The following is a 13,387-nucleotide window of genomic DNA, read 5'->3' on the forward strand; positions in this document are numbered from 1 at the left end:
CCCACATGGACTATTTCAAGCGCTTCAACTTCCTGTTCGCCGCACCTGTGTTCGACGCCGACGATCTCGAGGGCGTCCGTTTCAACCAGATCATCGAGGAGATCCAGCGCTCCGGCTTCGAGGTGGTCCGGGCCCGCAAGCTGGAGGATGCGGAGATGGCGGTGCAGACCGACGCCGCGATCGGCTGCATGGTGGTGGACTGGGGCAAGAAGGGGCTCGAGGGCAAAACCTCAGCACTGATCAATCTGATGCGACGCCGGGGCCTCGACTTCCCGATCATCCTGCTGATCCGTCGCAAGCGGTTCGAGGATTTGCCGGTCGAAGTGCTCGATTTCATCGACGGCTACGTCTTCCTGTCCGAGGAGACGCCGACCTTCATCGCCAAGAACCTGATCAGCCGCTTGAAGCAATACGCCGAGACGCTGAAGACGCCGTTCTTCGGCGCGCTGGTCGACTATGCCGAGGAAGGCAACCAGCTCTGGACCTGCCCGGGGCACAATGGCGGCGTGTTTTATAACCGCAGCCCGATCGGCCGGGTTTTCGTCGAGCATCTCGGCGAGTCCGTGTTCCGTGACGACCTCGACAATTCCGTGCTCGATCTCGGCGACCTGCTCACCCATGAAGGTCCCGCGCTGAAGGCGCAGAAGGAAGCAGCCCAAATCTTCGGCGCGGAAAAAACCTATTTCGTGCTCAACGGCACTTCGACCTCGAACAAGGTCGCGCTCGGCGCGCTCGTCACCGACGGCGATCTCGTGCTGTTCGACCGCAACAACCACAAGGCCGCCCATCACGGCGCGCTGATGATCAATGGCGGTGTCCCGATCTACGTGCCGACCATCCGCAACGCCTGGGGCCTGATCGGCCCGATGCGTTGGGACATGCTCGACGAGAAGACCCTGCGCGAGGCGATCCGTAACCATCCCCTGGTCACGGACAAGGACGCCTGGCGCAAGGAACGGCCGTTCCGCGTCGCCGTCGTCGAGCAATGCACTTATGACGGCACCATCCACAGCGCCGAGATGATCCTGAAACGCATCGGCCATCTCTGCGAGTACATCCTGTTCGACGAGGCCTGGGCCGGCTTCATGAAGTTCCACCCGCTCTATGCCGGCCGCTTCGCGATGGGACTTGCGAACCTTCCGCCCGAGGCGCCCGGCATCATCGCGACGCAATCCACCCACAAGCAGCTCGCGAGCTTCTCGCAGGCCTCCCAGATCCACATCAAGGACCGTCACATCCGCGGCCAGAAGCGGCGCGTCGAGCATCGCCGCTTCAACGAGAGCTTCATGCAACACGCATCCACGTCGCCGTTCTACCCGCTGTTCGCCTCGCTCGACGTCGGCGCGCAGATGATGAAGGGCCGCTCGGGCGAAGTGCTGTGGGACGATACGATCCGCCTCGGCATCGAGCTACGCAAGAAGATCCGCGCGATGCGCCGGGAGTTCGAGGAGAAGGAGCAGAATCCGGACCGCCGCTGGTTCTTCGAACCCTTTGTTCCCGACCGCGTCGCCATTCCCGACGTCAGCCGCCCCGGCACCGCGCATAACGTCGCGTGGGAAACGCTGTCCACCGACGAACTCGCCACCAATACCGCGCTGTGGCAGCTTTCCCCCGACAGCACCTGGCATGGCTTCCCTGGTCTCAGCGAAGGCTTTGCCATGACCGATCCGAACAAGCTGACGCTGCTCACGCCCGGTTTCGATCGCACCGGCGCCTATGCCGAGCACGGCATCCCCGCACCAGTCGTGGCGCAATATCTGCGCGAGAACCGTATCGTCCCCGAGAAGAACGACCTCAACTCCCTGCTCTTCCTGCTCACACCCGGCGTCGAGGCGAGCAAGGCGGGGACGCTGATCTCCGGCCTCGTCGCCTTCAAGAAGCTGCACGACGACAACGCGTTGCTGGCGGACGTCATCCCCGAGTTCTACCAGCGACGGCAGGCGCGCTATGCCGGCGCCCGGCTGCGCGACCTCTGCGGCGAGATGCACCGCTTCTTCCGCGCTGCCGACGTCAGCGCGCTCCAGGCGCGGCAGTTCATGCCCGAGCACATGCCCGAGATCGCGATGTCGCCCCGCGATGCCGCGCGCTACCTGTTCCGCAACGATGTCGACTATCTTCCGATCGAAGCGATCGCGGGCCGCATCGCCACCACGCCCTTCGTGGTCTACCCGCCGGGCATAGCCACCATCGTTCCGGGCGAAAGGCTTACGGAACGGGCGAAGCCCATGATCGATTATCTCAAGATGTTCGAGACCTGCTTCAACACGTTTCCGGGGTTCGACGTGGAAATCCAGGGCGTCTACAAGGAGATCGATGCGAACGGGCGCATCGGGCTTTACACTTACGTCGTTGCCGAGTAGGTGCCGATGAACGAAACAGCAATTGCGCGCGAAGCTGACGAACAGGTTTTGGTCCGGCCGTCACGCGAAAGCGATGTCGAGGCGATGCTGGCAATTTACCGCCATCACGTCCGCAACGGCGTCCCGCGCGATGTCGAGGGAACCGGCGCGCCCGAGCCGGACGATCTGCGCGACCGCCGCAAGAACCTGAAGCAGACCCGCCTGCCGCATCTGGTCGCGACTTTTCGCGGCGAGGTCGTGGGCTATGCCTATGGCGTGCAATTCCGCAAGCGGCCGGCCTATCGCTACACCGCCAAGCATTCCATCTACGTCCATCACGAGCATCTCGGCCGCGGGATCGGACGGCTGCTACTCCAGGGCTTGATCGACGCCTGCGCGGCGGCCGGCTTCCGCCAGATGGTCGGCTATATCGATGCCGACAACGCGCCCTCGCTGGCGCTACACGAGAAGTTTCGCTTCGCGCGCGCCGGCCTGCTCTGCGGCGTCGCCTATCGCCATGGCCGCTGGTCCGATACCGTGATGGTGCAGCGGTCGCTCGGCGCAGGCTCGACAGCAGCCCCGCCCCTCACGACGCCCGGGCGGTAGGGCTTCGCGACGGAAAGTCAGCCGCTCTGACCTGGATGCGGTCGGCATGCAGTGACCAATGATGCAAAGCTTGATCCTTGCAAAACTTCGCTTTGGCCCGCTCTCTGGCTTCGTCCTCGTCGGAGGCGTCAATCTCGAGCGTGCCCTGGCACACCTCGATCTGCCGGCCGTACTGACCGAGCACGTCCTTCATGAACTTGACGACATAAGTTGACATGGGACCTCCTGCCTGCCCGGCGGCACTCTAATCCCATTTAGCCTGAATGCGAGAGGGAGATTTTGACGCGCATCAAATCCGAACACGGTTCCTTCGCTCCGTCATGCCGGGGGGCGGCTCGCGGAGCCGAACCCGGGAATCTCGAAATGCCCAGGTTCGCAAATGCGCATCGCTCCGCAATGCGCGGAGAGAACCTCTACCCCGGCGTCACGCCGAACGCCTGCTTGAAGCGCTTCGCATAGCGCGGCCAGACTTCGGGATTGATGATGCGCGGCGGACGCTTGCCGTCGAGCGTCTCCAGCACCTGCTCGGCAGCGATGCGGCCCATGTTCTGGCGCGCCTCGATCGTCACCCCCGCGGTATGTGGGCTCGCCAGCACGTTGTCGAACTGGAGCAGCGGATGCTCCGGCGGCGGCGGTTCCTTGGACCAGACGTCGAGGCCGGCACCCGCAATGCGCTTGTCGCGCAACGCCTGGAGCAGCGCGTCCTCGTCATGGATGAAGCCGCGCGCCGTGGTGATGAAATAGGCATGCGGCTGCATCAGCGCGAATTCGCGCACGCTGATCATGTTGCGACTGCCCTTGTTGAGCGGACAGGAGATCGAGACGAAATCGGCGCGGCGCAGGAGCTCTTCGAGCTCGACCTTCTCCCCGCCCCGCTCGGCCATCACCTCGGCCGACAGATAGGGATCATAGGCCAACACCTTCATGCCGAGCAGGCCCTTGCACAACGCGGCGATGCGCCGGCCGACATTGCCGAGCCCGATGATGCCGACGGTCTTGTGCTCGACCTCGTTGCCGACGAGCTCGTTGCGGTTGACGTCGCGCTCCCGACGCAGGCGGCGGTCGGACTGGATGATACGCTTGGACAGCGTCAGCATCATCGCCAGCGCGTGCTCGGCGACCGAATGGGCGTTGCCGCCGGACTGGTTGACGACAACGACGCCGGCGTCCGTGCAGGCCTCGACGTCAACAGGATCGAAGCCGGCGCCATTGCTGGAGACGAGCAGCAAGTTCGGCGTGCGCTTCAGGAAGGCGGCATCGACATGGAAATGCGGCGCCAGTTCGTCGCGGGCCGCCCCGATCTGGTAGACATGGGCCGCGCTCAGGATGGGCGCATAGAAATCCTCAGGGCTTTCGTTCTCGATGCGATCGAGCCGGACGTCGGACCGCGCCTTCAGGATGTCGATATAGATCGGATTGGCTAAATAATTGGAGTAGACGACACGCTTGCTGTTGACCGACATCAGGACCCTTCCGGCTCGCTCGCGAGGAAGATCGGCAAGGTCGGCGCGACACGTGCTTCCTCCCGCTTTTTCGTTGCCGCATTTATGACACGGGGGCGCCGGCCACGGCAGGCCGTCTGGCGCAGATCACGGTGCCGGCCGGGACATGTTGACAAACCCGCCCGCCGCGTCAAGTTCGGCTGATAGCCGCGACGGCCAGAACAATGGTCATCACAAGAAGCATGCGCGGCCAGGAAGATACGCCAAGGGAGAACTCAATGGCGATTGCGGAGCAGCAGACCTCGACCCAAGCAACACAGGGGGCCGGCGAAAGAAGCTGGCACGGCATTGTCCTGCAAACCCTGAAGCGGAACGAGATCAGCCTCATCCCCTACGTTCCCGATCGCGTGCTGACGCCGCTGATCAAGAACCTGCACGCCGACCCCTTCTTCACCACCTTTGCCACCGCCCGCGAGGAGGAAGCGGTCGGCATCGTCTCGGGCGCCTGGATGGGCGGCCGCCGCGGCGCGGTGCTGATGCAGACCTCCGGCTTTGCCACGCTCGCCAACGTGCTGGCCTCGCTCGCGGTGCCCTACCAGATCCCGCTGATCATGTTCGTCTCCGAGCGCGGCACGCTCGGCGAGTTCAACTACGGCCAGTCGCTGGTTTGCCGCACCATGCGGCCAGTGCTGGACTCGCTGGCGCTGGAGCACCACACCATCACCCGGCTCGACGAGCTCGAATTCATCGCCGACCGCTCGATCAAGCAGGCCGTCACCACGCAGGCGCCAGTGGCGCTGATCCTCAACCCGCTGCTCACGGGCGGCAAGGTTTTCGACAAGTGAGCCCGGCGAAAATGAAAACAGACTTGGACAATCGCAACACCAAGGTGATGAACCGCTTCGACGTCACCTCGCGCCTGATCGCGAAGCTCGGAAACGAGGAAGCGGTGATCGGCGGCATCGGCAACACCAATTTCGATCTTTGGGCCGCCGGCCACCGGCCGCAGAACTTCTATATGCTCGGCAGCATGGGCCTCGCCTTCCCGATCGCGCTCGGCGTGGCGCTGGCGCAGCCCGACCGCCGCGTCTTCGCGCTCGAGGGCGACGGCTCGCTGCTGATGCAACTCGGCGCGCTCTCGACGATTGCGATGTTGAAGCCGCAGAACCTCACGATGATCGTGATGGACAATGGCATCTATCAGATCACCGGCGCGCAGCCGACGCCGGCATCGAGCGTAGCCGACATCGTCGCCATGGCCATCGGCTCCGGCCTCGCCAACAGCGCCTGGGCGGCGGACGAAAATGATTTCGAGCGGCTGGTCGAGGATGCGATGTCGGCTGCCGAGCCCAGCCTGATCGCCGTCCGGATCGACGACAAACCGGGCGTCGGCACCACCCGCCGCGACCCCGTGCAGATCCGGGAGCGCTTCATGCACGGCCTCGGCGTGCGTGAGCCCCTTTAACATTTTGTCATTAACTACACGGGGATTCGATAACGGGCCATTTCGGCCCGTTGCAAATCTGTGCTAAGCGAACCGGATGTCCATTTTAATTCGTTTATTTGCCTGGCTGCTCGCGGCCGCCGTCACCTTCGCCACCCTTGGTCCCCCCGGCCTACGGCCGCATTCCGATCTCGGCCAGGACGGCGAACATGCGCTTGCCTTCGTCCTGGTGGGACTGGCCTTCGGCCTCGCCTATCGGCAGCGGCGCCTGCTGACCGCAGCGGCTGCGGTCGTGATGATTGGCGTGCTCGAACTGATGCAATTTTGGGCACCCGGCCGCCATGCCCGGCTGGAGGATTTTCTGGTCGACGCGCTCACGGCTTGCCTCGGATTTGTGGTCGCGGCCGCCGCCGATTGGGCCATGGCCCGGCTTCGCACAAATGCGGTCCTGACAAGCGAAGGCCCCGCGGAGTGACACGCCGCAGGGCCCATCTTCTCAGCGCATAGGGCTGCGCAAATCAGTCGATGATCTTGACGACGCGGCGTGTGCGCGGCTCGACGATCACGCGGCGATCGTTCACGACCGCGTAGCGATACTCGGTGTAGTTCGGCACGGGACGCAGCACCACCCTCGGAGGCAGGGGTTCGCCGACCACGACGCGCTCCTCCACGACAACAGATTCACTGCGCGGGATTCCGCCCAGAATCGCATTCGGAATTTCCAGACCCGCGCCAACGGCCGCGCCGACGGTGCCGCCGACCATCGCGCCAACCGGACCGCCGATATCGCCGCCCGCCCGCGCGCCGTCCCTGGCGCCCTGTTCGGTCGTCGACTGGGCAAAGGCTGCGCTCGACGCCAACAGCGACGCTGCAGCCAACGAAATCGCAAGACGGGTTTTCATGTCCTCATGTCTCCAGTGATTGTTATGCGCCGTCAACCGCGGGGCCGGAGCATTGTTCCGGTTCCCGCATGGCCAAAGAGGCATCAATTCTGAAGACTGTTCCTGCGTAACAGTTTACGCTGCGGCGATCTCGTGCCCCGCCATCAGTTCCAGCGCCCGTACCATCGCCGAATGATCCCAGGCCTTGCCGCCATGCGCAGTGCAGGACGAGAACAATTGCTGCGCGACCGCCGTACTCGGCAGCGACAAGCCGAGCGTACGTGCGCCTTCGAGCGCGAGGTTGAGATCCTTCTGGTGCAGCTCGATGCGGAAACCCGGATCGAAATTGCGCTTCACCATGCGTTCGCCATGAACTTCGAGAATCCGCGATGATGCAAACCCACCCATCAGCGCTTGCCGCACCAGCGCCGGATCGGCGCCGGCCTTCGACGCAAACAACAGCGCTTCGCTCACCGCCTCGATCGTCAGCGCGACGATGATCTGGTTGGCGACCTTCGTCGTCTGCCCGTCGCCATTGGCACCGACCCTGGTGACGTTCTTGCCCATCCTGTCGAACACCGGCTTCATGGTGTTGAAGGCTCGCTCGGGCCCGCCGACCATGATGGTGAGGCTCGCCGCCTTGGCGCCGACCTCCCCACCCGACACCGGCGCGTCGAGATAGTCCGCGCCGTGTGCCTCGATCTTCTTCGCGAACTCCTTCGTCGCCAGCGGCGAGATCGAGCTCATGTCGACGACGATCTTGCCCTTGGAGACACCGCTGGCGACACCGTCCTTGCCGAACAGCACCGCTTCAACATGCGGCGTGTCTGGCACCATGATGATGGTCGCATCCGCCTCCTCGGCAACCTGCTTACCCGACTTGCAGGCGACGCCGCCGGCCGCGATCAGCTCGGGGGCGACAGGCGCAACGTCATGCAGGAGAACACGATACCCCGCCGCGAGCAGGTGGCCGGCCATCGGCCGTCCCATGGTGCCAAGTCCGATGAAGCCGATGTCGATCATGTCAGTCGTTTCCTCTTGATTTTGCTAAGTCGATCCGCGGGCTCCCTCACCTCTCCCGCCTGCGGGAGAGGTCGGCGCAGAGCGCCGGGTGAGGGCTCTCTCCGCCCGGGGATTTTCAACGCATCTCACGAATCCCGTCGCGGAGGCACCCTCTCCCCAGCCCTCTCCCGCAAGCGGGAGAGGGAGTGCACTGCCGCAGCGTCTTCCTCAGGTCTCGAATGTCTGCGCGGCGTGCCAGGACAGGCCTTCCAGCGTCGTGGTGCGCGGCTTGTATTCACAACCGACCCAGCCGCGATAGCCGATCGCGTCGAGATGGCGGAACAGGAAGGGATAGTTGATCTCGCCGGTGCCGGGCTCGTGGCGGCCGGGATTGTCGGCGAGCTGGATATGCGCGATGCGGTCGAGATGTTTCTGCATGGTGCGGGCGAGATCGCCCTCCATGATCTGCATGTGATAGATGTCGTACTGGATGAACAGATTGTTCGACCGCACCTCAGAGATGAGCTGCACCGCCTGCTCGGTACCATTGAGGTAGAAGCCGGGAATGTCGAGCGTGTTGATCGGTTCGACCAGGAGCTTGATGTTCTCCCGCGCCAACGTCGAGGCCGCGAAGCGGAGATTGCCGACCAGCGTCTCCTGAAGCTCGCGCGGATCGGCACCGGCGGGCGCGATGCCGACGAGGCAGTTGAGCTGCTCGCAATCCAGCGCCTTGGCATAGTCGATGGCGCGGAACACGCCGTCGCGGAATTCGGCTGTGCGATCGGGCAGGATCGCAATGCCGCGCTCGCCCCCAGCCCAGTTGCCGGCCGGTAGATTGTGCAGCACCTGCGTCAGGCCGTGGGCCTCGAGCTGTTCACGGAGCTGCGCCTTGTCGAAATCATAGGGAAAGAGATATTCGACCCCGGAGAAGCCCGCCGCTTTCGCAGCAGTGAAGCGGTCGACAAAAGGCATCTCGTTGAAGAGCATGGTGAGGTTGGCGGCGAATTTCGGCATGATGCTGTCCCCTTATTCTGCCGGCTGCAACACGCGCGTGCTTCCGACCTCGTCGAGCGGCAGATCCAGCACCTCCTCGAACTCGACGATGTTGTCGATCTCCGTGCCCATCGCGATATTGGTGACGCGCTCGAGGATGAACTCGACCACGACGGGCACGCGGTGCTTGGCCATCAATTCGCGTGCCGTCGCAAATGCCGCCTGCGTGTCCTTCGGGTCGGTGACGCGGATTGCCTTGCAGCCGAGGCCTTCGGCGACTGTGACGTGGTCGACGCCGTAGACGCCGATCTCGGGCGCGTTGATGTTCTCGAAGGACAGCTGGACGTGGTAGTCCATGTCGAAGCCGCGCTGAGCCTGGCGGATCAGGCCGAGATAGGAATTGTTCACGACGACGTGGATGTAGGGCAGATTGAACTGCGCCCCGACCGCGAGCTCCTCGATCAGGAACTGGAAGTCGTAGTCGCCTGAGAGCGCGACGATGTCGCGATCCGGACACGCCGCGCGCACGCCGAGCGCCGCCGGCAACGTCCAGCCGAGCGGCCCCGCCTGGCCGGCATTGATCCAGTTGCGCGGCTTGTAGACGCCCAGGAACTGCGCCCCGGCGATCTGCGACAGGCCGATCACGGTGACGTAAGTGGTGTCGCGGCCGAACGCCTTGTTCATTTCCTCATAGACGCGCTGCGGCTTGATCGGGACGTTGTCGAAATGGCTCTTGCGCAGCATCGTCTTCTTGCGATCGCGGCAGGCCGCGGGCCACGCCTGGCGCTCGCGGAGCCTGCCTGACCGGCGCCACTCCCTGGCGACGGTGACGAAGAGTTCGAGCGCGGCCTTCGCATCCGAGACGATGCCGAGATCGGGATTGAACACGCGTCCGATCTGCGTCGGCTCGATGTCGACATGCACGAATTTGCGGCCCTTGGTGTAGGTCTCGACCGAGCCGGTGTGCCGGTTGGCCCAGCGGTTGCCGATGCCGAGCACGAAATCGGACTCCAGCAGCGTCGCATTGCCATAGCGGTGGCTGGTCTGAAGGCCGACCATGCCGGCCATCAGCACGTGGTCATCGGGGATCGCACCCCACCCCATCAATGTCGGCACGACAGGCACGTTGGCAATCTCGGCGAATTCGACCAGGAGATCCGACGCATCGGCGTTGATGATGCCGCCGCCAGCGACGATCAGCGGCCGCTCGGCGGCGTTGAGCATCTCCAGCGCCTTCTCGACCTGCTTGCGGGTCGCGGCCGGCTTGTAGACCGGCAGCGGCTCGTAGGTCTCGTCGTCGAACTCGATCTCGGCGAGCTGCACGTCGAGCGGCATGTCGATCAGCACCGGCCCCGGCCGGCCCGAGCGCATCACGTGAAAAGCCTGGCTGAACACGCGCGGCACCAGCGCCGGCTCGCGCACCGTCACCGCCCACTTGGTCACGGGCTTTGCGATCGACTCGATGTCGACGGCCTGAAAATCCTCCTTGTAGAGCCGTGCCCGCGGCGCCTGCCCGGTGATGCAGAGGATCGGAATGGAATCGGCGATCGCCGAGTAGAGCCCGGTGATCATGTCGGTGCCGGCCGGCCCCGAGGTGCCGATGCAGACGCCGATGTTGCCGGCCTTCGCGCGCGTGTAGCCCTCGGCCATGTGCGAGGCACCCTCGACATGCCGCGCCAGGATGTGGCGAATCGAGCCGCGCTTCTTCAGCGCCGAGTAAAGCGGATTGATCGCAGCGCCGGGAACCCCGAAGGCAGTCGAAATGCCTTCCTTCTCCAGAATGCGTACGGCAGCATCGATAGCTCGCATCTTCGCCATATCGGACCTCGCTCAAGTTGCGTCAGCGAGCGAGATCATCGGGCGCACAGAAGCCAATCTCAACGAGATCGATTTTATTTTCCACGATGTGGCAGCCGTGGAAAAATCGCGGCGGTCTCAATCGGTTAGATCGAGATACACGTGAAAGCAGATCACTCGAACAGCGGCGCGAGCTGCATCTGCGGCACCAGCACCAGGCCCCTGTCGGTGATGCGAATTTCCGGAATGACCGATAGCGGAATCAGATTGAAGCCCATGTAGGGGATGGTGCAGCCGGCTTCCACCCACTCCTTCTTCAACACCTTGACCTCTTCGGCCACTTCGGTGACCCGCTTGTCGGACAAGAGTCCGGCGATCGGCAGCGGGACCAGCGCCCTCACCTTGCCGTCGGCGACGACGCAGACACCGCCCTGACGATCCCTGACCGCTGCGATCGCGACCTGCATATCGCCCTCGTTGGTTCCGGCAACGATGATGTTGTGACTGTCATGGCCGACGCTGGAGGCGACCGCGCCGCGCTTGAGGCCGAAATCCTTCAGCAGGCCATGGGCAACATTGCCGGCCGATTTGCCGTGACGCTCGACCACTGTGACGAAGCACAGGCCGTAGCGCGCGAACAGCGACGGCCAATCCCCGGCCGGCTCGATCGCAACCTTCTCGTGGATCAGTGTGATGCCGGGCAACGCGGTCTTGATCGCATTGACGGTGCAGGCGCTCGACGGCAGCTCCGGCGTCAGCTTCATTTTCTTCGGCAGCTTGACCGTCGCGTAGGCCGCCTTCGGATACTGGTAGCGCTGCGACAACGCCTGATCGAGGCTATCAGTGATCTTGCCGTGCTCGACCATCAGCTCGCCGCCATACCAGGTACATTGCGGCTTGAGCTGATCGTCCATCAGCACGAGATCGGCGCGACGGCCGCCGCCGAGACCACCGATATCGCCCTCCATACCGAAGCGCGTGGCGCCATGCAGGGAGCCCATCGACCAGGCCTGCTCCGGCGACATCCCCGCTTTCACGGCCTCGCGCACCACCCAGTCGAGGCCGAACAGCAGAAGATCGTCGGCATCGCGATCGTCCGTGCACACGGCGGTGCGCTTGTGCGAGGCCCCGAGCTCGGTGATTGTCCGGATCGCCTGCGGCAGCGAATGCCACGGCGTGGTCGGCGGGCCGCCACGCAAAAACACCCAGACGCCGGCATCGAGCAGATCATCAGCGATGTCGCGGTCGATCGCCTCGTGGGTGTCGGTGACGCCGCTCGCCGCATAGGCCGCGACGAATTCGCGGCCATAGACGTGGCCGGACACAGGCCGTCCGCGCTTCAAGGCTGCGGCGAGGATGGCATGGCTGCGCTCGTCGCCCATCGTAACAGGCACAAAATCCATCTTCTCGCCAAGCGCCACCGCTTCCGGCCAGCGGTCGAACAGGCCCGCGATCTTGTCCGGCGTGAGGTCACCGCCGGCGGTCTCCAGTTCCGCTGACGTTGCCGGCACCGTGCTCGGCACCGTCAGGAAGATCGAAAGCGGCGCCTCGCGCGCGTCCTCCAGCATCGCCTCGACACCGGCGACGTCCATGACGTTGCCGATCTCGTGGCTGTCGCAGAAGATCGTGGTGGTACCGTTGAGCAGCGCGGCTTCCGCATAGGCGCAGGCGGTCACCATCGAGGATTCGATGTGGATGTGCGGATCGACGAGACCAGGCGCGATGATGCCGCCCGCCGCGTCGTAAAGAGGAACATCGCCCCAAATCTTCTTCGCCGTCCCGGACGGCTTCACAGCGGCGATGCGGCCGCCTGTGATCCAGACCTCCCGCCCCTGATGGATGCGCTCCGAATACGTCGAGAGCACCCGGGCACCCGTGACGACGAGATCGGGCGCCACGCGCGCGGAGGCGACATCGGCCAAAAACCGGGTCATCGAATGCAGCGGCGCGACGGTGAAGCGGGTGAGTTTTGTCATAGGAACCCTCGCTTGGCGTTACGGCCAAGCAATAGTTACGCCCAGCGCCAAACCGGGCAAACTCAAATATAACGGCACGCCCCGCTTACGTCTTAGGCGCCGAACCGCCCGCCCCCCTCGACCTTGAACGCCTGCGCGGAACCTGCGCTGCCTGAGGTGGTGCGGCGGCCTTGACCCGAATCCGCAGGGACCGGCCGTTTGTCTCATCGATCTCGAACGAATTCGTCTTTCGGACGAGGTCGCTCAGCTTGCGGAAGCCGAAGGTCCTCGGATCGAAATCGGAAGCCAGATTGGCGAGCCGCTTTCCAACCTCACCGAGCGCGACCCAACCGTCCTCGCTCTCCATCTGGGCGATGACCTTCTTGATGATGGGTGTGGCGGCATCAGGCGGTTGAAGCGGCACGGACCTCGAGGCGGCGTCCTGGTTGGTCGCCGTGCCGGCAAGCAGGTTCTCCGTGTAGACGAACCTTCGACAGGCCTGCCTGAAGCTTTCCGGTGTCTTCTGCTCGCCGAACCCGAAAACATCGACGCCCTGCTCACGGATGCGGGCGGCGAGACGGGTAAAGTCGCTATCGGACGACACCAGGCAGAAGCCATCGAACCGGCCGCTGTGGAGCAGGTCCATGGCGTCAATGACCAGGGTTATGTCGGACGCGTTCTTTCCCGTCGTATAGGCGAACTGCTGCTGCGGGATGATGGCGTGCTTCGATAGAATGTCGGCCCACCCCCTGGAACGCGCATTGGAGAAGTCGCCATAGATACGGCGAACGCTGGCCTCGCCGATCTTGGCAATCTCCTCGAACAGTCCATCCGCGATCTTCGCGGAGGCATTGTCGGCATCGATCAGGACAGCGAGACGCGGCGAGCGGAGTTCCGACGGCATGGCGTTTCCTCAGCAAGATGGACG

Annotated in this window: 13 protein-coding genes; 5 read left to right on the forward strand and 8 right to left on the reverse strand. The window is 64.0% G+C overall.

Annotation, left to right across the window (positions count from 1 at the left end):
• Positions 1 to 5 precede the first annotated feature (5 nt).
• Together NLM27_RS19185 and NLM27_RS19190 are read left to right on the forward strand one after the other, a co-directional pair.
• Positions 6 to 2,360: an Orn/Lys/Arg decarboxylase N-terminal domain-containing protein gene (locus NLM27_RS19185; RefSeq protein ID WP_254144795.1), complete on the forward strand. Its 2,355-nt coding sequence runs from the start codon at positions 6 to 8 to the stop codon at positions 2,358 to 2,360.
• Between the two features lie 6 nt (positions 2,361 to 2,366).
• Positions 2,367 to 2,945, forward strand: coding sequence for a GNAT family N-acetyltransferase (locus NLM27_RS19190; protein WP_254144796.1), 579 nt, complete (start codon positions 2,367 to 2,369; stop codon positions 2,943 to 2,945).
• Here the strand turns inward: NLM27_RS19190 and NLM27_RS19195 are convergent.
• On the reverse strand, positions 2,926 to 3,162 hold the full coding sequence (locus NLM27_RS19195; RefSeq protein WP_254144797.1) for a hypothetical protein: 237 nt from the start codon (positions 3,160 to 3,162) through the stop codon (positions 2,926 to 2,928). The genes NLM27_RS19190 and NLM27_RS19195 overlap by 20 nt on opposite strands.
• A 196-nt stretch (positions 3,163 to 3,358) precedes the next feature.
• On the reverse strand, positions 3,359 to 4,408 hold the full coding sequence (locus NLM27_RS19200) for a hydroxyacid dehydrogenase (protein ID WP_254144798.1): 1,050 nt from the start codon (positions 4,406 to 4,408) through the stop codon (positions 3,359 to 3,361).
• A gap of 257 nt (positions 4,409 to 4,665) precedes the next feature.
• On the opposite strand from NLM27_RS19200, the gene NLM27_RS19205 reads away from it, so the two are divergent.
• The 3 genes from NLM27_RS19205 to NLM27_RS19215 all read left to right on the forward strand — a co-directional run bounded on the left by NLM27_RS19205 (position 4,666) and on the right by NLM27_RS19215 (position 6,306).
• Positions 4,666 to 5,232 (forward strand): thiamine pyrophosphate-binding protein, encoded by a 567-nt coding sequence (locus NLM27_RS19205; protein WP_254144799.1) that lies wholly within the window; start codon positions 4,666 to 4,668, stop codon positions 5,230 to 5,232.
• A gap of 11 nt (positions 5,233 to 5,243) precedes the next feature.
• Positions 5,244 to 5,852, forward strand: coding sequence for a thiamine pyrophosphate-dependent enzyme (locus NLM27_RS19210; RefSeq protein ID WP_254144800.1), 609 nt, complete (start codon positions 5,244 to 5,246; stop codon positions 5,850 to 5,852).
• A gap of 76 nt (positions 5,853 to 5,928) precedes the next feature.
• Positions 5,929 to 6,306, forward strand: a complete 378-nt coding sequence (locus tag NLM27_RS19215; protein ID WP_254144801.1) for a VanZ family protein — start codon at positions 5,929 to 5,931, stop codon at positions 6,304 to 6,306.
• Between the two features lie 43 nt (positions 6,307 to 6,349).
• On the opposite strand, the gene NLM27_RS19220 is transcribed toward NLM27_RS19215, so the two are convergent.
• From NLM27_RS19220 to NLM27_RS19245, 6 genes are all read right to left on the reverse strand, one after another.
• Positions 6,350 to 6,733, reverse strand: coding sequence for a DUF1236 domain-containing protein (locus NLM27_RS19220; RefSeq protein ID WP_254144802.1), 384 nt, complete (start codon positions 6,731 to 6,733; stop codon positions 6,350 to 6,352).
• Between the two features lie 114 nt (positions 6,734 to 6,847).
• A complete protein-coding gene (locus tag NLM27_RS19225) occupies positions 6,848 to 7,735 on the reverse strand; it encodes a 2-hydroxy-3-oxopropionate reductase (protein ID WP_254144803.1) in 888 nt (295 codons plus the stop codon).
• Positions 7,736 to 7,942: 207 nt separating this feature from the next.
• Entirely contained in the window at positions 7,943 to 8,728 is a 786-nt protein-coding gene (hyi, locus tag NLM27_RS19230; protein WP_254144804.1) for a hydroxypyruvate isomerase, read from the reverse strand.
• 12 nt (positions 8,729 to 8,740) lie between these two features.
• Entirely contained in the window at positions 8,741 to 10,525 is a 1,785-nt protein-coding gene (gene gcl, locus NLM27_RS19235) for a glyoxylate carboligase (RefSeq protein ID WP_254144805.1), read from the reverse strand.
• 152 nt (positions 10,526 to 10,677) lie between these two features.
• Positions 10,678 to 12,480 carry an adenine deaminase C-terminal domain-containing protein gene (locus NLM27_RS19240; protein ID WP_254144806.1) on the reverse strand — a complete coding sequence of 601 codons (1,803 nt, stop codon included), beginning with the start codon at positions 12,478 to 12,480 and terminating at the stop codon, positions 10,678 to 10,680.
• A gap of 85 nt (positions 12,481 to 12,565) precedes the next feature.
• Complete coding sequence (locus NLM27_RS19245) at positions 12,566 to 13,363, reverse strand: NYN domain-containing protein (RefSeq protein WP_254144807.1); 798 nt, start codon at positions 13,361 to 13,363, stop codon at positions 12,566 to 12,568.
• Between the last annotated feature and the right edge of the window lie 24 nt (positions 13,364 to 13,387).

Origin of the sequence: Bradyrhizobium sp. CCGB12, from assembly GCF_024199845.1 — a bacterium.
In the GTDB taxonomy this organism is placed as follows: domain Bacteria; phylum Pseudomonadota; class Alphaproteobacteria; order Rhizobiales; family Xanthobacteraceae; genus Bradyrhizobium.

Bases quoted from the DNA above. Each gene is read 5' to 3' on its own strand.
- NLM27_RS19185 (WP_254144795.1), top strand. From the start codon at position 6: ATGGACTATTTCAAGCGCTTCAACTTCCTGTTCGCCGCACCTGTGTTC.
- NLM27_RS19190 (WP_254144796.1), top strand. From the start codon at position 2,367: ATGAACGAAACAGCAATTGCGCGCGAAGCTGACGAACAGGTTTTGGTC.
- NLM27_RS19195 (WP_254144797.1), bottom strand. From the start codon at position 3,162: ATGTCAACTTATGTCGTCAAGTTCATGAAGGACGTGCTCGGTCAGTAC.
- NLM27_RS19200 (WP_254144798.1), bottom strand. From the start codon at position 4,408: ATGTCGGTCAACAGCAAGCGTGTCGTCTACTCCAATTATTTAGCCAAT.
- NLM27_RS19205 (WP_254144799.1), top strand. From the start codon at position 4,666: ATGGCGATTGCGGAGCAGCAGACCTCGACCCAAGCAACACAGGGGGCC.
- NLM27_RS19210 (WP_254144800.1), top strand. From the start codon at position 5,244: ATGAAAACAGACTTGGACAATCGCAACACCAAGGTGATGAACCGCTTC.
- NLM27_RS19215 (WP_254144801.1), top strand. From the start codon at position 5,929: ATGTCCATTTTAATTCGTTTATTTGCCTGGCTGCTCGCGGCCGCCGTC.
- NLM27_RS19220 (WP_254144802.1), bottom strand. From the start codon at position 6,733: ATGAAAACCCGTCTTGCGATTTCGTTGGCTGCAGCGTCGCTGTTGGCG.
- NLM27_RS19225 (WP_254144803.1), bottom strand. From the start codon at position 7,735: ATGATCGACATCGGCTTCATCGGACTTGGCACCATGGGACGGCCGATG.
- hyi (WP_254144804.1), bottom strand. From the start codon at position 8,728: ATGCCGAAATTCGCCGCCAACCTCACCATGCTCTTCAACGAGATGCCT.
- gcl (WP_254144805.1), bottom strand. From the start codon at position 10,525: ATGGCGAAGATGCGAGCTATCGATGCTGCCGTACGCATTCTGGAGAAG.
- NLM27_RS19240 (WP_254144806.1), bottom strand. From the start codon at position 12,480: ATGACAAAACTCACCCGCTTCACCGTCGCGCCGCTGCATTCGATGACC.
- NLM27_RS19245 (WP_254144807.1), bottom strand. From the start codon at position 13,363: ATGCCGTCGGAACTCCGCTCGCCGCGTCTCGCTGTCCTGATCGATGCC.